Annotated in this window: 13 protein-coding genes; 3 read left to right on the top strand and 10 right to left on the bottom strand. The window is 62.3% G+C overall.

Annotated features, from left to right (window positions below; genetic code table 11):
* Positions 1-131: 131 nt before the first annotated feature.
* The 3 genes from MA04_RS20560 to epmB form a co-directional block, all read right to left on the bottom strand.
* On the bottom strand, positions 132-2,210 hold the full coding sequence (locus MA04_RS20560) for an EAL domain-containing protein (RefSeq protein ID WP_262462584.1): 2,079 nt from the start codon (positions 2,208-2,210) through the stop codon (positions 132-134).
* 93 nt (positions 2,211-2,303) lie between these two features.
* A complete protein-coding gene (locus MA04_RS20555) occupies positions 2,304-3,242 on the bottom strand; it encodes a hypothetical protein (RefSeq protein WP_262462583.1) in 939 nt (312 codons plus the stop codon).
* Positions 3,243-3,388: 146 nt separating this feature from the next.
* On the bottom strand, positions 3,389-4,396 hold the full coding sequence (gene epmB, locus MA04_RS20550; protein ID WP_262462582.1) for an EF-P beta-lysylation protein EpmB: 1,008 nt from the start codon (positions 4,394-4,396) through the stop codon (positions 3,389-3,391).
* Between the two features lie 52 nt (positions 4,397-4,448).
* Between epmB and efp the strand changes: the two genes are divergently transcribed.
* Positions 4,449-5,018, top strand: coding sequence for an elongation factor P (gene efp / locus MA04_RS20545; RefSeq protein ID WP_163123206.1), 570 nt, complete (start codon positions 4,449-4,451; stop codon positions 5,016-5,018).
* A gap of 34 nt (positions 5,019-5,052) precedes the next feature.
* On the top strand, positions 5,053-5,991 hold the full coding sequence (epmA, locus tag MA04_RS20540) for an EF-P lysine aminoacylase EpmA (RefSeq protein ID WP_262462580.1): 939 nt from the start codon (positions 5,053-5,055) through the stop codon (positions 5,989-5,991).
* Here the strand turns inward: epmA and MA04_RS20535 are convergent.
* From MA04_RS20535 to MA04_RS20515, 5 genes are all read right to left on the bottom strand, one after another.
* A complete protein-coding gene (locus MA04_RS20535; protein WP_163123202.1) occupies positions 5,923-6,885 on the bottom strand; it encodes an alpha/beta fold hydrolase in 963 nt (320 codons plus the stop codon). The genes epmA and MA04_RS20535 overlap by 69 nt on opposite strands.
* A gap of 136 nt (positions 6,886-7,021) precedes the next feature.
* The gene (locus tag MA04_RS20530) at positions 7,022-7,450 is read right to left on the bottom strand and encodes a MarR family winged helix-turn-helix transcriptional regulator (RefSeq protein WP_262462579.1); all 429 of its coding nucleotides are present in this window, start codon (positions 7,448-7,450) and stop codon (positions 7,022-7,024) included.
* 727 nt (positions 7,451-8,177) lie between these two features.
* Positions 8,178-10,562 (bottom strand): penicillin acylase family protein, encoded by a 2,385-nt coding sequence (locus MA04_RS20525; RefSeq protein WP_262462578.1) that lies wholly within the window; start codon positions 10,560-10,562, stop codon positions 8,178-8,180.
* Between the two features lie 102 nt (positions 10,563-10,664).
* Complete coding sequence (locus tag MA04_RS20520; RefSeq protein WP_163123197.1) at positions 10,665-11,432, bottom strand: helix-turn-helix transcriptional regulator; 768 nt, start codon at positions 11,430-11,432, stop codon at positions 10,665-10,667.
* Between the two features lie 97 nt (positions 11,433-11,529).
* A complete protein-coding gene (locus tag MA04_RS20515) occupies positions 11,530-12,066 on the bottom strand; it encodes a DUF2058 domain-containing protein (RefSeq protein WP_163123195.1) in 537 nt (178 codons plus the stop codon).
* A 168-nt stretch (positions 12,067-12,234) separates the two neighbouring features.
* Here MA04_RS20515 and MA04_RS20510 point away from each other — a divergent pair, with 168 nt between their 5' ends.
* On the top strand, positions 12,235-12,975 hold the full coding sequence (locus MA04_RS20510) for a TIGR04219 family outer membrane beta-barrel protein (protein ID WP_163123192.1): 741 nt from the start codon (positions 12,235-12,237) through the stop codon (positions 12,973-12,975).
* 238 nt (positions 12,976-13,213) lie between these two features.
* On the opposite strand, the gene MA04_RS20505 is transcribed toward MA04_RS20510, so the two are convergent.
* Positions 13,214-14,137 carry an acyltransferase gene (locus MA04_RS20505; RefSeq protein WP_163123189.1) on the bottom strand — a complete coding sequence of 308 codons (924 nt, stop codon included), beginning with the start codon at positions 14,135-14,137 and terminating at the stop codon, positions 13,214-13,216.
* 69 nt (positions 14,138-14,206) lie between these two features.
* Complete coding sequence (gene parC / locus MA04_RS20500; RefSeq protein WP_262462576.1) at positions 14,207-16,444, bottom strand: DNA topoisomerase IV subunit A; 2,238 nt, start codon at positions 16,442-16,444, stop codon at positions 14,207-14,209.
* Positions 16,445-16,491: the final 47 nt, after the last annotated feature.

The raw sequence follows: 16,491 nt of genomic DNA, 5'->3' as shown, positions 1-16,491 counted from the left end.
GGAAACCATACAAGCTTGCCTGCAAGCGAATTAGCTCCCGCCCTCCTGGGATTCGCTTGCAGCGGCCCGCCGCCCGGACAAAGCTCCTACATATGCGACTCCAGTGGCCCACGAACCGCGACTCTCGGGCTTCACTCCTCCTCGGCTTCCATCACCAGCAACTCCTCGGTGGGCGCCTGCAGGTAATAGCCTTGCAGATAATCCACCCCGCCCAGGGTCCACAGCGCCTGCATCTGCGCGGCGGATTCGACGAACCCGACCACGGTGCGACAGCCCTTTTCCCCGGCCCGCTTGACCAGTTCGGCGAAGCGGTCACGGCTTTCCGGCTTACCCAGTTCCTGGGTGAAGGAGCCCTCGAACTTGACCATGCTGGCGGGCAGATGTTCAAGCAGTTTGAACGGGTCCAGGCTGCCGCCGAAACGGCTGATCGAGAGACCACATCCCAGTTTGCGAAGGTCCCGGCCGAACGCCGCCGCCTGCTTCAGATGATTGACCGCGTCCCCTTCGGTAAGCTGGAAGGTCACCAGAGCCGGGCGCAACCGTGCCGCGCGCAAGGCTTTGGCCAGCCAGTCCACCAGGCCGGCCTCGCCCACCGAAAAGCCACTGAGGTTGATCAACAGCCCCGGCACCCGTGATTGCGCGGCGGCGGCGCGCATGGCGTTCAGTATGATCCAGCGATCCACCCGCCCGGCCATGCCCATTTCCGCCGCCACCGGCATGAATTCGGCGGCGGCCAGCGGCTCACCCTGGCGTTGCGGCATCTGCACGAACACCTCGAATAGCTGCTCGCGATCATCATCAAGATTCATCAGAGGTTGATAGCGCAGTTGGAAACCGTTGTGTTCCAACGCTTCCCGCAGACTCAGCACGATCGCCTCCTGTGACCCGGAAGCGACGTCGTCCATGGGATCATGCACCTTCACCGCGTTGCCCTTGCCGCCGTTCTCGCGCTGGGCCTGGTGACAGCATTTCAACGCCAGCGTCAGGATCGAATGGCTGCTATGGGCGTCCTCACGGGCGAAGGCCAGCCCGACACTGGCACTGATATGAACGGTACGGGAAGCCACTTCCGGCATCAGTCCGGCGATGCCGGTACACAATGATTCCGCCATGGCGCGGGCCTCATCGATGTCGTTGACCGGCCGCAGCACGGCGAAGTCCTCGCCGTCCATGCGCGCCAGTTTGGCGTCGGCGCAGTGCCGGCGCAGCCAGTCCGCCACCGCCCGCAGCACTTGGTCCGCATCCTCCATGCCCAAAGCGGACTGGTGCTGCTCGAAATCATCCACACGCAAATACAACACCGCCGCCAGTTGTCCCTGGCGTGCCGCGTCACCAACCGCCTGGTCCAACTGCTCCATGAACCAGGAACGGCTGTACAGGCCGGTGACCTGGTCGGTCTGCACGATCTCGTCCAACCGCGCCTGGATAGCACTTTCATCCACTTCACTGACGCGGATGACGATCTGGGTACAGGTCTCGCCATCATAGGTACTGGGGGAGAACACAAAAGTCGCATCGAACTCTTCACCGTCGGTACGAAGCCCCCGGCATTGCAGTTCGTCGGTCTGGCTGGCGTCAGCGGCGCGGCCACGCAGCAGCTGTTTCAGACGGGCGTGGTCGCTGGCGGAGATCAGGTCCATGATCGGCACGCCGGCCAGGTCGTCGGCGCCCTGATAGCCGAAGATCGAGACATAATTGTCGTTGGCGTGGATGTGCATGCCGTCGAGGACGTAGGCGATGGCGTCCCGGCTCTGATCCATCAACAACGCCAGCCGCTTCTCCGCCTCATGGCGAATGATTTCCGAGTGCTGCAGTTCCCGGCGCAGACGCAGGAACTCGATCATCCGATCCACCATCAGCATCAGCAACTCGCGGTCGTCCACCGGCACCACCGCCCTGGCGCCCGCCGCCATCGCGGTGCGCACCCGGTCCGCGGAGTAGTCATCGCACAGCAGCACCACCGGCAGGGCCCGCCCGAGGCGATTGATGTGTTCCAGCGCCCGCTCGAAGCTGCCGTCACCAAAGCGGGGCCGGCACAGCATCAGTTCCCAGGTGCCGCCCTTGAGGGCCCGGACCAGATCGTCGTCGTTCAGGGCCAGGTGAGCCCGGGTGGCGCGCCCGGCATTGCGCAGGGCATTCATCAGTTGTTCCGCGTCGTCCTGGGAATCGTGCGCGATCAGCAGGCGAAGGGTATCGAGAGCGTAACTCATCGGCGCAGGTACTCATCCATTATTCGTAGACAAGCTATTGTGCCTGACCCTTTCGGGTTCTCCAAAACGATCCTTCGATCGTGTGAAAAAGGATCAGCCGCAATCCTGCGTCGATGCCCTGGACACCGGCTCCGGCTCCCAGGCCCAACGCAAATGATCATGCAAACGCTGCGCCTCACCCTCACCCCGCCGGGTCAGGGCCGCGGCCAGCGGTCGGGGGTCGAAATAACGCGTGTTGAAACCGCCGCCGGAATCGGCGCAGGAAGGCGGCCGGTCGGAATCCAGATCCACCCGGAACAGAGCCCGCCCTTCCAACGGCTCCAGGGTCAGCCAGCGCGCCCATTGCGCGGCGGCCCGGTATAGCGCCAGCACCGCCGGCCGCGACAAGGAACCCGGTTGAGCGCTGGCCAGCAACACCAGGCGGCGGTAGGTCACCGCCACCGAGGTTTCCCGTCCCGGCCAGTCCTCGTCGTCCACCGCCAGAGCCTCCAGCCCCTGATGCTCGGCTACCGCATAGAGCCGGTGCAGGCGCCGCCACAATCCCGGCTCGGGAGGGCGATGCAGCAACAGATACAACAACAGACCGTGCCCCAGTTGCTCCAGGGTTCGCTGCAACGCCACGGCCGCCGCCTGTCGTGACGGCAGCCCCCGCCCCACCAGAGCCGAACGGGCGACGCCCTGATACCCCAGCGCCAGGCGATCATGCAGGCGCACGCCCAGGTAGAGCATGTCCAGATCGGCGCCCCGCGGAGACAACGGCAGGTTGAGCAGGTAGCTGTCCAGGGCCTGGCGGCATTGCCGGACTCGCGGCCGGCACAGTTCCAGCAGGGTCATCCGCAACGGAGCCTCCGCCCGCAGACGGCAGAGATCGGAAAGCACCGCGGCTAAACGCTCCGCGCTTTCCAGCGGTTCTTCCATGGGCAACTTTGCCAGCCAGGCGGCCAGACGACGGGGACGGTGATTGGCGAACGGCAAGCGATCCAGGTCCGGCGGGCGTTCCTCGGCCGGTATGGTCCAGATGACCTCATCCATGACGGTGCTTCCCCAATAATTCGGGGCCCTTGATTCGGAGGTTCCTTAGAATCCGGGGGCCGATTCAATGATTATTTGTGACACAAGTCACAGAATTTAATTGAATAAAGAGAAAATGTAAAATCAATCACCGCCCCGGATTCCCTTCACCCCGCCAATACGGTTTTCGCGTTCTCCCCAGGCTCTTCACGCGCCAGCCGTGGCACCAGGAAGCCCGGCAGGCGCCCGCGCATTTCCCGCACCAGCACCAGGGCCCGCTGGTCGTCCACGGCGAAGTGAGCCGCTCCGGCCACCGCGTCCAGTTGATGCAGGTAATAGGGCAGCACCCGCGCCTCGTGCAGAGCCTCGGACAAGGCCACCAGAGCATCGCTGTTGTCGTTCACGCCGGCCAGCAACACCGATTGGTTCAGCAGGGTCACCCCCGCCGCGCCAAGGCGGGTACAGGCCGCTGCCAGCTGTGGGGAAATCTCCCGGGCATGATTGGCGTGAAACACCACGGTGGTACGCCAGCGCGGCCGGGCCAACAACTCGATCAGTTCCTGATCCAGCCGGGCCGGCAGCACCACCGGCGTGCGCGTATGCACACGCAGCCGGCGCAGATGCGGCAAGGCCGCCAGTTCATCCAGCAACTGCCGCAACCGTCCGTTACTCAGGGTCAGCGGGTCCCCGCCACTGAGAATTACCTCCTGAATGTCCTCGCGCCGCGCCAGCCAGTCCAGCGCCGCCCGCCAGCGCCCGCCGCTGAGGTGGGTCTGATAGGGAAAATGGCGGCGGAAACAATAGCGGCAGTGCACCGCGCAGGCGCCGGTCACCACCAGCAAGGCGCGCCCGTGGTACTTGTGCAGCACTCCCGGCACCGGCGTATGCGCGCTCTCATCCAGCGGATCCGGCCCGTAACCGGGCACCTCCCGGCGCTCATCCCGATGCGCGAGCACCTGCCGCAGCAGCGGATCCGCGGGGTTGCCCTTTTCGATCCGGTCCAGATAGGCCCGTGGCACCCGCAGGGGAAAATCACTGGCCGGATCGGCCCCGGCGGTCAGGTCGGCACGGTTCAGTTCCAGCAGTTCGCAGAGCTGGTCCAGGTCGGTGACCAGGTCCGCTTGCTGCCGACGCCACTCCGGCACCTGCCAACCGTCGGCCTCCTGCGTTATCATGGCCAACCTTTGTAACGCCATCGAAAGATTCCTGAATCAACGGAAAGGGTTTATGGCCAACTATTCTACCAGTGAATTCAAGTCCGGCTTGAAAGTGATGCTTGATGGGGACCCCTGTTCCATCATCGAGAACGAGTTCGTCAAGCCCGGCAAGGGCCAGGCATTCAACCGGGTCAAACTGCGCAACCTGAAAAGCGGCAAGGTCTGGGAACGGACGTTCAAGTCCGGGGACAGCCTGGAAGGCGCCGACGTCATGGACGTGGAGATGCAGTATCTCTACAGCGATGGCCAATTCTGGCACTTCATGGATCCGCAGAGCTTCGAGCAGAAAGCCGCCGATGCCGCCGCCGTGGGCGACGCCAAGCAGTGGCTGAAGGAAGAAGACCTGTGCGAAATCACCCTGTACAACGGTGAGCCGCTGTCGGTGTCCGCGCCCAACTTCGTCGAGCTGGAGATCGTGGAAACCGATCCTGGCCTGAAAGGCGACACCGCCGGCACCGGTGGCAAACCCGCCACCCTCACCACCGGCGCGGTGGTCCGGGTACCGCTGTTCGTGCAGGTGGGCGAGGTGGTCAAGGTGGACACCCGGACCGGCGAATACGTCGGCCGGATCAAAGGCTGAGCATCGCCTGGCCGTGTCCTGACGCCGGATAACCATGCCGTCCCGGATCTGGCAACCCGCCGCCTCCCCGGAGGCCATGAAAGCGCGTGCCGCCCTGCTTCAAGCGGTGCGCGCTTTTTTTGATGCCCATGGCGTGCTGGAGGTGGAAACCCCGGCACTGGCCGCTCATGGCGTCACTGACCCGCACATCCACTGCATCGAAGTGCCCGGCTACGGCTGGCTGCAAAGCTCGCCGGAGTACCACATGAAGCGGCTGCTGGCCGCCGGCAGCGGCCCGATCTACCAGTTGTCCCGAGTGTTCCGTCACGGCGAGGCCGGCCCCCGCCACAATCCGGAATTCACCATGCTGGAGTGGTATCGGCCCGGTTTCTCCCTGGAACAACTGATCGACGAGTGTCTGGCGCTGCTGGGTCAGTGGCTCCGGCGGCCCAATGTGATCCGCCCTTTCCGCCGCCTGTTCGCCGAGGTCACCGGGCTGGATCCACTGACCTGCCCGCCAGCGGCGCTGGTGGCCGCCGCCGTCGAGGCCGGCGCGCCGCAAGGCCTGGATCACCGTCAGTCAGTGGACTTCCTGATGGCGACACAAGTGGAAACCGCACTGGACCCGGCCACGCTCACCGTGGTCACCGACTTCCCCGGTTGGGCGGCGGCGCTGGCTCAGGTGCGGGAGGATGAGGACGGTGCGCCAGTGGCGCGGCGCTTCGAGATTTACCACGGCGGCCTGGAGCTGGCCAACGGCTATCAGGAACTGACCGACGCCGGCGAGCAGTCCCGGCGCTTCGCCGCCGACAACCAGCAGCGTGCCGGACACGGTGACCGCGCCATGGCACCGGACCCGCATCTTCTGGCCGCGCTGCAAGCCGGCCTGCCGTCCTGCAGTGGCGTGGCCATGGGGGTGGAACGGCTATTGATGGCCATCCACGGATATCGCGACATCCGCCAGGTGCTCACCTTCCCCACCCAACGGGCGTGACGCCCCGGCGCGCTGCGCGGTGGCGGCAATCAGTTCTCCGACACGCGGCAACACGGCGGGCGGCAGGTCATGGCCCATCCCTTCCAGAATCGCCAGACGGGCACCGGGAATCGCCTTGGCCGAGGCCTTGCCGCCGGCGGGGCGGATCAGAGGATCACTGCCACCGTGAATGATTTGCGCCGGGCAGCGGACCCGGCGCAAATACCGATTGAGACTGCCGGTGGCGAGAATGGCCATGAATTGATTACGGATACCGCGCGGATTCAAGCCGCGTTCCCAGCTCTGCCGGAACGCCCGCTCCAGATCCTCCTGATCCTGCGGCAGGGTACCGCCGATCCTGCTCATCATGTCACGGCCAAACGCCAGATACTGATCCAGTGTTTCCACTTGCACCTTGGGCGCCACCAGGGTTTTCAGCGCCGCCGGTTTCGGTGGCGGCAGGAACGGGCTGTTGTTGCTGGACATGATCGAGGTAAGACTGAGCACCCGGCTGACCTGGGTTGCTGCTGTCAGTTGCGCGATCATGCCGCCCATGGAAGCGCCCACCAAATGCGCCCTGGCAATGCCGAGTGCGTCCAGCAGGCCCACTGTATCCGCCACCATATCCACCAGGGTGTACGGCGCCGCCACCGGCATCCCCAGCATGTAGCGAGCCATCGCGCCCACCGGCCCCTGCCGGATCGGCGCGCGAATGGCGGTGGACATCCCCGCGTCCCGGTTATCAAAAGCGATCACCCGGTAACCGCGGCGCGCCAGATCATCCAGCAGCGCCTCCGGCCAGAACACCCACTGGGCGGACAACCCCATGATGAACAGGATCGGCTCGCCGTCCTCGGGCCCGCGGGCGTCGTAGTACAGCTCCATACCATTGCTTTTGATGATTCCGGATGACACCTGGACGCTCCTCACCTGTGGCTGGCCCGCCCCGCTCCCGATCCCCGGGCACCGACGCGATAATGGATCAAAGGTTAAGCAAGGCCGGGAAGGTCAACAAGACATCCTCCTCGGTTTGGCCCCGCCGGCATGACCTTCAGCCTTGGTCTTCCTGCAGACAACGGCGCAGTAGCCGCGTCAGGGAGGCCTGATCGGAAGCGGACAACGGCTCACAAAGATGATGCAGCGCGCGCCGCTCAATGCGGGCACAGAGGGAGGCAGCGCTCAACCCCTTGGCGGTCAGCGAGACTCTGGCGGCACGGCGATCCAGATCATTGACCTGGCGTTCCACCAGCCCCTCATCCACCAAAGCGGTCACCAGCCGGGTCAGCTGGCCCTTGTCCCTGCCGGAGCAAACCGCCACATCGCGCATCCCCATCGACCCGCGCCGCTGCAGCAGCAACAGCACCTGCACCGCCGGCGGTGGCAACCGGATTCCCTCGCGACGCAACCCGTCGCGCAACTCCCGGCGCAAGCGGATCAATACGCCGTCCAGAGCCTGGGACAGCTCATTCAATACGTCCAAGCCGAATTCCTCTCGCCGCGGTTCCTGGTCGGATCGTTTATCCTCTCCGAATTATTGACCAAGTCTATCAAAGCCCCTTCCAGGAAGCGCGTGACGCGGACAGCGCGACCGTTTTTTTACTTCATCTCATTCAGAGGGAAACAAGATTACCCTCCATCAGGGACGCTGATCTGTGTTACGCCTTGGCGGGAACGCCGTGAATACGTCCATGTAAGCTCCCGGTCGAACGTCCCTGTTCGACAGGGTCCCGCAAAGGCGTAACACAGATCAGCTTCGAGGTAACCGGCAAACACTGGTGTTCTTCTAGCTTCGGTGGCCGCTACAACGCCGCTGTGGGAGCGTGCCTGCAAGCGAATGGGGCTAGCTCGGGCGGTTTGTAATATTCGCTTGCAGGCAAGCTCCCACAGCGGCTTCGTAGCCCCTTCTGTGTCAGCGGCTGTCGTTGTCGGAACCCGGAACGCCGTGGCTCACTCCAAGCGGGTCTGTACGTGGGCCTTCCGGGACCCTGTTTGACAGGGACGTCAAACCGGGAGCTTACATGGACGTATTCACAGCGATCCCGGAAGGCCCACGTACAGACCCGCGCCCCCGACGGAGGCGCAGATCCCCAACACAAGGAATACAAAATATGTTTGAAGGTTCCCTGGTCGCGCTGGAGCCGTGGTTATAGGAGGGATGGTGAAAGGCGGCGAGGCGCGGACGGCCGACCCGTCCGCGCCGCCGCGTTTTACTCGCTCAGTTCGGTGATGGAGATACTTTGTTGCTTGATCTGTTCCTCGGTGAACGGGAACTCGAGCCATTTCTTCTCTGCATAATCCTCGGTGGCCTCGCTGTAATACGGGCTGGCCGGATCCGTGGTCACCGCGTGGGTGAGCATGGTGTAGGCCCGCACCGGCTCGCCTTCCGGGAAATCCACCACGTGCATGTAGGTGTTGCGCAGCACCGTGAAGTAGCCTTCATAGCCCTCACCGCCGAACTGCGGGATGTCCGTCCCAGCCTTGGCGTACTTCTGCCAGTCACGAACCTTGGCGTCCAGAGCCACACCGGAATCCACTACGTCCTGCACAGCCTCGGAGAAAGCGGCTTCCACAGCGGCAACCACATCCGCATTTCCAATATTCAGGCCATTCGGCGTGTGAATCGGATCTTCCGCCTTGAACGGATTGGCGTAAAGCTCATCCTGGTCGCGGATCTTGAGCCAGAACGCATTCCAGATATGAGCGCCGGCCGCATCCAGGTTGCCGGTATTGTCCCAGGTAGTCAGCACGGTGCAGGCGGTATCCTCATCAACAGTATCGCCCGGGCAAACCAGGGGCAGCACCTCCGCCTTGAGCAGCTCCGCGCTCAGGTTACGGCTATTCAGCACCATCTCCCGCACCGTCTCACTGCTGGCGCCGGCCGTACCGAGGTCATCGGTGCCCGCCTTGCGGTCTTCCACCATCATGTGCCCCATGCGGGTACGCAGGCTTTGCTCATAGTCTTCCTGACCCATGATGCCGGCGTAACCGGTCAGCGGCTGGTCCGGATTACTCAGCCAATAGCTGTCATTCATGTTGGCAATGTAATCCGTGGTCAGCAGCACCGGCAGGTTAGCCGGACCGAACGTCCCCGGCGCGGCGGAATCCGAGTCGGTTTTCCAGTCACACTCGGAACGGCTACCGTCCAGCAGTGGCAGACCGGGTACCGCCTGCAGGATGACCGGTCCCAGGGTCGGCACCAGACAGCCCGCCAACATGCTGTCCGGCACGTTGGGAACCGCGGTGATATCGGAATACAGCGCACGCTCGTCGTCGCGGCCGATGGCGGAGGTATTCACCCAGGGAATGCCCACGTACTGCTTGATGCTGGCCACGAACTCGTCCAGCGAACCGGCATGGCCGAAGGCGAAGAAGTTCTTGAACGAGCGGGTATTCTCCAGGTTCACGTCACGCAATGTGAACGCCTGATTGGTGTCCCAGGCCAACGCCGGGTGCAGCGATGACAGGTTGATCATCGGACCGTACTCGGAACGATAAAGAGTGCGGGAAACCGGCGCCAGAGAACCGTCCTCCTGAAGCACCTGAACGGTGATGGTTTCCTCTTGCAGGGGCTGTTCCGCGCCATCCTTGATGTAGGTGGTCGGGTCGCCGTCCTTCAAAGCGAGACGATAAAGAGTGAACCGCCGCGCGGTGGAAACCGTATGCGACCAGGACACATTGTTGTTGAAGCCCAACAGCACCATGGGCGCGCCCATGATGGAGACCCCGGCCACATCGAGTTTGCCCGGCAGGGTCATGTGCATCTGATAAAAGCGATCCACGCCTTCCAGATACCAATGAGGGTTGCCGAAGTTCAGTGAGCGACCATTCTGGGTGGCTTCGCCGCCAAAGGCATAGGTGTTACTGCCAATGCCGAACTGGCGCCCCAGTTGGAACCGCTCCGGATCCAGATTGATCTCGCCGTCGCTTTCAAGGGAAGGGTTACGCAGACGCAGCGGCGCCGCCGAAGGTGGCGCGGCTGCGGTGATCTCCTCGACCCAGTTGGCGGAGCTGGCCGCCAGATTCAACGCCACCAGACGGCGAAAGACGGCTTTTTCATCGATTTCGCCAAGCCACTCCGCATCACGGCAATCGGCATGGCGACCGGTATGTTGGCCGGCCTGGATTTCATTCAGGTAGCGGTTATAGCCGACAGCGAAGCCATCGGACAGGTCACGCATCTCCCGCGGCTGCTCCGCCATGAAGTCCTCGACCTGCTGGTCATTAACGACAAACCGGAAGAAGAAATCCGCTTCCAGATTCGACGGAGAACCGAAAGTCCCCATTACCGCCGCCGGTTCGTCCGGACCGAAATACTGTGACCGTTCTCCGCGGAAGGTCACATAAGCATCCGCCAGCACACAAAGATTGTCCTCGGCAATGGCATAACCGTGGCCATAACCGAGACCACGATAGTCGTCGGCGGTGATGTGGGGGATACCCTGGGTGGTTCGTTCGATGGTGGCGTTGTAGGAAACCGAGGACCGGTTGGAGGAGGAATCACTGCCACAGCCGCTCAGGGCGACCGCGACGGATAACACGCAAGCGGCGGATAAACCGCCCCTATAGCGAAGGGAAAAGTCAGAAAAAGGCATTACAGCACTCCCATTCTTGTTATTAAAACAGCGTTATTGAAACCGTGTTATTGAAACAAGGGAGTCTAGGGACGTACTGACAGGTAGGCTTGAACGCAGCGGCTATTTCATATGCAGGTGCATGCCTCTTGCCAAAAATGATGGCGTCAATCCAAAGAACGCTTTCAGGGTACGGGCAAGATGAGCGGAATCGGAGAAGCCCACATCATGGGCCACGCTGATCAGAGTATCGCCGCGGGCGATGCATTCCACCGCCCGGCGCATGCGGGCCCACAATAAATAGCTTTTTATGGAAATCCCGAGAGATTCCGAAAACAGATGGGTCAGCCGGTCCTGGGACAGCCCGACCTCTTCCCCCAGCTCCGCCACCGTGCTGGTCAGCGGCAATTCCTTTTTGATCTTCTGGGCGATGTGCATGACGCGCATATCAATGGGCATACGGATCGGTTGGTATCCGACGATGGCGCGTGGCAACTGTGTGGTGAGACGGAAAAACGCCGCGTCCTCGAAAGCCTCGCTGGTACAGCGGCGAACCCAGTCCGATGGCAAGGCCGCGTCATCCAGAGTCACAGCCTTGACCGCCTCCTCCCCGAGAAAAGCCGAAAGCGCATGATACTCATAACTCTGCGGGTCGAAATTGAGCGACAACAAGGGCACCGAGCCAGCATCCAGCGATCGGGTCACCTGTTTGCCCACCAAGGCAGCGTGATAGGGCTGTACCGCGCCGTCGGATTCGCACAGAGTGAAGGGCGTGTCATTCAATGACAGCAGCAAGGTGACGGTGTGACGCTGGGTGTAGCCGGAAGCAATCCCCTCGGTCAGGTATAAAAAGCGGTCGTCCCAGACATAAAGCACATTGGGAAATCCCATCTCGGTTTCTCGTTGTTATTGTCCATTTTTTTGTAAGCAGCGTAATAAACCGCGTTTCGGGCGGCCTTGCCCTGGCCGCCTCATCGATACCGGAGATCTACCACATCAGATCGTCGGGCACCTCGTAGCCGGCATAGGGATCGTCTTCATCCTGCTTCTTCGCGGATGGGGTGTTGCACACCAGGACGACGCCTTCATCCCGCTCGCGGATCTTGTCCACCACCTCGGCGGGCACCAGCTCATAACCTTCACCCTGCGCCACCAGGGCCAGCCGCCCGTTGGCCAGTTGAGCTTGCTGCGCGGCGGTAACATAGATGGTTTTCACCTTGCGCTCCTGCACAAAGCGGAATCCCACCTCACCCTGTTCCCGGGGCAGGCGATGGGCTTCGATCAGTTGCCGCAACTGGGCCTGCTTCTCCTTTTCCTCACGCTCGGCCTGCCGCTGGACTTCCAATTGGCGGTCCCGCTCGGCCTGCTCCTGGCGCTGACGGCGGGCACGCTCCGCGGCGTCTTCGTCACCCCCTTCACGGCGGGCTCGGTTGACGTCCTCACGTTTTTGCTGCTTGGCTCGGCGGGCGGCCTTCTTGTCCGCCAGCCCGGCTTTCATTAACTGCTGTTGCAGGGAATTGGCCATGGTTCTGTTCCCGGTCTGTCCGAACCCACAAGGATAGCCGTGAAGGGCGCCCGGGGCCATCGGCGTGGCCGCTTTTCCGGGGTTGGTCTGCGGCGAAGGCGATGCAATACTGCGCCTCAACCGCAGCCCTCAAATGCAACCCTCAAATGCAAGAAGGATACCCTGATTATGAAACGATTGATGCTTGGCGCCCTGGTACTGGGCGCGCCCCCCCTGGCTCAGGCCGCCCCGCTGGTGGATGCTTATTTCGGGGCCTACACCTGGGACGCGGAGATCAGCGGCGACATCGCCTCCGGTGGAGGCAACATTGACGTGGAACACGACCTGGGGCTGGACGAAAGCCGCGAGAACGTGCTGTTCGTGGGCGTGGAGCACGCCATTCCTCTGATTCCCAATGCGCGTATCCGGCACATGGAGTTCTCCGAAGGTGGCAGCCACACCCTGGGCCGTGGCATTTCCTTCAACGGCCAGGACTTTCTGGCTGGTGAGGAAGTCAGCGGCGACCTGGATCTGGAGCTGCTCGACGGCACCCTTTACTGGAGCCCGCTGAATAACGTGGTGAAGCTGGATCTCGGGGTGACGGTACGCCGCATGGAAGCCGACTTCAAAGTGAGCGGCCTCGGTCGCAGCGCTTCAGAGAGCGCCAACAAGACCTTCCCCATGGGCTACCTGGCCGCCCGCGTCAATCTGCCGCTTACCGGCCTGTATGTGGGCGGGGAAGTCAACGCGATCACCTACGATGGCAGTGACATGCGCGACTATACCGCCCGGGTTGGCTGGCAGTCCGACTTCCTGCTTGGCGTGGAAGCCGGCTACAGCCGATTGGAAGTGGAACTGGATGACGTCAGCGGCGTGGATACCGACCTGGAGATCGGCGGGCCTTATCTGGCGGCGACATTGCGGTTCTAAATATCGCCTGGCGGACATGAATTCAGGGGTTGCTACGAAGCCGCTGTAGGAGCTTGCCTGCACGCGAATTCTTGGGCAACGGGAGCCAATTCGCTTGCAAGCAAGCTCCCACAGCGGCTCCGTAGCACAAACTGTGGGAGCCAGCTTGCTGGCGAATACGGCCTCCGGCATTGGGATATTCGCTCGCAGGCAAGCTCCTACAGCGGCTTCGTAGTCCGGTCTCTATGGGAAGCTCTGCCTAGGAGGCCTTCCTGGTCTCGGGGCTCACACTGTTCGGGTTCCGATCCGCCAGCTCATCGATCAAGGCGTCTTTCTCCCGCCACAAATCGTTGACCCACCGTTGAATCACGGTACGGAATTTGGGGTCGTTCTCGTAGTCCCCCTGCCACAATGCCGGATCCAGCTCACGCATGCGCAGGTCCACGATGACCCGTTCCACCCGGCCACTGATCAGATCCCAGAAGCCCGGCGGTGTGTCATTCGGGTAGACGATGGTCACATCCAGCAGGGCGTCCAGACTGTCACCCAGCGCTGCCAGCACAAAGGCGACGCCGCCGGCCTTGGGCTTGAGCAGATGCTTGAAGGGGGAATTTTGCCGGGCCTGCTTCTCCGGGGTACGGCGGGTGCCTTCCAGGTAGTTGACCACGGTCACCGGCATGTCCTTGAATTTCTCGCAGGCGGCCTTGGTGATCTCCAGGTCCTTACCGAGTAATTCCGGGTGCTTCTTCAGATAGCTCTTGGTGTAGCGTTTCATGAATGGGTAATCCAGCGCCCAGAACGCCAACCCGAGAAACGGTACCCAGATCAGTTCTTTCTTGAGAAAAAATTTGAAGTAGGGCACTTGCCCATTGAGCACCTGCACCAGCGCCGGAATGTCCACCCAGGATTGATGGTTGCTGACCACCAGATAGGAGGTGTTTCGGCGCAAACCCTCGGCGCCACGCACTTCCCAGCAGGTTGGTGTCATCAAAGAAAAAATCGCCTTGCAGATACCCGCCCAGGTCTCCGCGATCCACATGACGCCGCGGGAGCAGCGATTACGCAGGGCCTTGCCCGGCAAAACCAGTTTGAGCAGGGCGACCACCATCATCGGCCCGATCAGGATCAGCGTGTTCAGCAGTAACAACAGTGCGGTGGTAACACCGGTCAACATGGCACGCATGACGCGGCTACTCCTTTTGGTCTAACGCCCGGATCATAACCAAAAGCGGCGATCCGGGCGCCCCCTGGCTCAGTCGCGGGGCTCCACATCCATGGTGTCCACATTCTGGAAACCGCGCGGCAGCTTGGCGCCACGACGCCCCCGCTCCCCCATGTAGTGCTCCAGATCCGCGGGTTTGAGTTTCAAATGACGCTTGCCGGAACGCACCACCAGGGCATCCTCGGGGCCAAGCACCTGGATGTCCTGCACGAATTCCACCCGGTCCGCCACTCGCGCGGACGGAATGGAGGCCATCTTGTTGCCCTTACCACGCGCCATTTCCGGCAGATCCGCCGCCGGGAACACCAGCAGCCGGCCTTCGTTGGACACCACCGCGATCAACGCCTGCTCAATCGCCGGCATCGGCTTCGGCACCATCACCCTGGCGCCTTTGGGCACGGTCAGCACGGTCTTGCCGGCTTTCTTGTTGGCAAGCAGATCACCGTAACGGACCACGAAACCGTAGCCGGCGTCGGTGCTCATCAGAAAGGCGTCTTTGTCCTTACCCATGATCGCCGCCACGAACCGGGCTCCGGAAGGCGGATTAACCCGTCCGGACAGCGGTTCACCCTGGCTGCGGGCGCTGGGCAAAGTATGGGCCGGCAGCGAGTAGCTGCGACCGGTGGAATCGAGGAAGCACACCGGCTGGTTGGATTTGCCCTTGGCGGCGGTCAGGAAGCCGTCACCGGATTTATAACTGAGCCCCTCGGCGTCCACGTCATGGCCCTTGGCGGCACGCACCCAGCCTTTCTCGGACAACACCACGGTGACCGGGTCCGAGCCCATCAGATCCGCTTCGTCCATGGCCCGGGCTTCGCCACGCTCCACCAGCGGTGAGCGGCGGTCATCGCCGTAAGTGGCGATGTCTTCTTCCAGCTCCTTGGCCACCAGTTTCTTCATCTTGGCCATGGAACCCAGGGTCGCTTCCAGGTTGTCGCGCTCCTGGGACAGGTCGTCACGCTCGCCCTTGATCTTGAACTCTTCCAGCTTCGCCAAATGACGCAGCTTCAATTCCAGGATCGCTTCCGCCTGCTTGTCGGAAAGCCCGAAGCGCTCCATCAGCACCGGTTTGGGCGCGTCCTCGCGACGAATGATCTCGATCACTTCATCGATATTGAGGAAGGCGATCAACAAACCTTCCAGGATGTGCAGCCGGTCGAGCACCTTGTCGAGTCGATGCTGCAGCCGGCGGCGCACGGTGACCATGCGGAATTGCAGCCACTCGTTGAGAATCACGTCCAGGCTCTTCACCTGCGGCCGCCCGTCGATACCGATCATGTTCAGATTGACCCGGTAGTTCTTTTCCAGATCGGTGGTGGCGAACAGGTGCGCCATCAACTGCTCCACGTCCACCCGGTTGGAGCGCGGCGTGATCACCAGGCGGGTGGGGTTCTCATGGTCGGATTCATCGCGCAGGTCACTGACCATGGGCAGCTTTTTCTTCTGCATCTGATCGGCGATCTGTTCCAGCACCTTGGCGCCGGAGACCTGATAAGGCAGCGCGGTGACCACGATATCCCCCTCTTCCCGGTCGTAAACCGCGCGCTGCTTGAGCGTTCCCCGGCCTTCCGAGTACATGCGGATGATGTCGTTGCGGGAAGTGATGATTTCCCCTTCGGTGGGGAAGTCCGGTCCCTGGATGTACTCCATCAGATCATCCAGTGAGGCACCGGGGTCCTTGAGCAGGTGGATACAGGCCTGAGCGACTTCGCGCAGGTTATGCGGCGGGATATCCGTGCTCATGCCGACGGCGATACCGGTGGTGCCGTTCAGTAGCACATTGGGCAGGCGCGCCGGCAGCAGTTTCGGCTCGTCCATGGTGCCGTCGAAGTTCGGCGCCCATTCCACCGTGCCCTGACCCAGTTCCGCCAGCAGCGTCTCGGCATAGGGTGCCAGCTTCGACTCGGTATAGCGCATGGCGGCGAACGATTTGGGGTCGTCCTGGCTGCCCCAGTTGCCCTGCCCGTCCACCAGCGGGTAGCGATAACTGAACGGCTGCGCCATCAACACCATGGCCTCGTAGCAGGCGCTGTCGCCATGGGGGTGGTACTTACCCAGCACGTCGCCCACGGTACGGGCGGACTTTTTATACTTGGCGGTGTTCTTCAGGCCCAGCTCGCTCATCGCATAGACGATGCGGCGCTGCACCGGTTTCAAGCCATCGCCGAGGTGCGGCAGGGCCCGGTCCAGAATCACGTACATGGAATAATCCAGGTACGCTTTTTCTGTGTAGTCCCGGAGGGAAAAATTCTCGAAATCGTCGGCCATAATGATTCGCTTCGCTCATTGGCTCGCACGCTAACACGCAACACGCA

Origin of the sequence: Alloalcanivorax balearicus MACL04 (assembly GCF_025532145.1) — a bacterium.
Lineage (GTDB): Bacteria > Pseudomonadota > Gammaproteobacteria > Pseudomonadales > Alcanivoracaceae > Alloalcanivorax > Alloalcanivorax balearicus.
Note: the sequence above shows the minus strand (reverse complement) of the source record. Positions and strands in the feature narration are given on the sequence as shown.

Excerpts from the sequence above, each read along its gene's own strand:
- MA04_RS20560 (WP_262462584.1), bottom strand. The coding sequence starts at position 2,210 with ATGAGTTACGCTCTCGATACCCTTCGCCTGCTGATCGCGCACGATTCC.
- MA04_RS20555 (WP_262462583.1), bottom strand. The coding sequence starts at position 3,242 with ATGGATGAGGTCATCTGGACCATACCGGCCGAGGAACGCCCGCCGGAC.
- epmB (WP_262462582.1), bottom strand. The coding sequence starts at position 4,396 with ATGATAACGCAGGAGGCCGACGGTTGGCAGGTGCCGGAGTGGCGTCGG.
- efp (WP_163123206.1), top strand. The coding sequence starts at position 4,449 with ATGGCCAACTATTCTACCAGTGAATTCAAGTCCGGCTTGAAAGTGATG.
- epmA (WP_262462580.1), top strand. The coding sequence starts at position 5,053 with ATGCCGTCCCGGATCTGGCAACCCGCCGCCTCCCCGGAGGCCATGAAA.
- MA04_RS20525 (WP_262462578.1), bottom strand. The coding sequence starts at position 10,562 with ATGCCTTTTTCTGACTTTTCCCTTCGCTATAGGGGCGGTTTATCCGCC.
- MA04_RS20520 (WP_163123197.1), bottom strand. The coding sequence starts at position 11,432 with ATGGGATTTCCCAATGTGCTTTATGTCTGGGACGACCGCTTTTTATAC.
- MA04_RS20515 (WP_163123195.1), bottom strand. The coding sequence starts at position 12,066 with ATGGCCAATTCCCTGCAACAGCAGTTAATGAAAGCCGGGCTGGCGGAC.
- MA04_RS20510 (WP_163123192.1), top strand. The coding sequence starts at position 12,235 with ATGAAACGATTGATGCTTGGCGCCCTGGTACTGGGCGCGCCCCCCCTG.
- MA04_RS20505 (WP_163123189.1), bottom strand. The coding sequence starts at position 14,137 with ATGCGTGCCATGTTGACCGGTGTTACCACCGCACTGTTGTTACTGCTG.
- parC (WP_262462576.1), bottom strand. The coding sequence starts at position 16,444 with ATGGCCGACGATTTCGAGAATTTTTCCCTCCGGGACTACACAGAAAAA.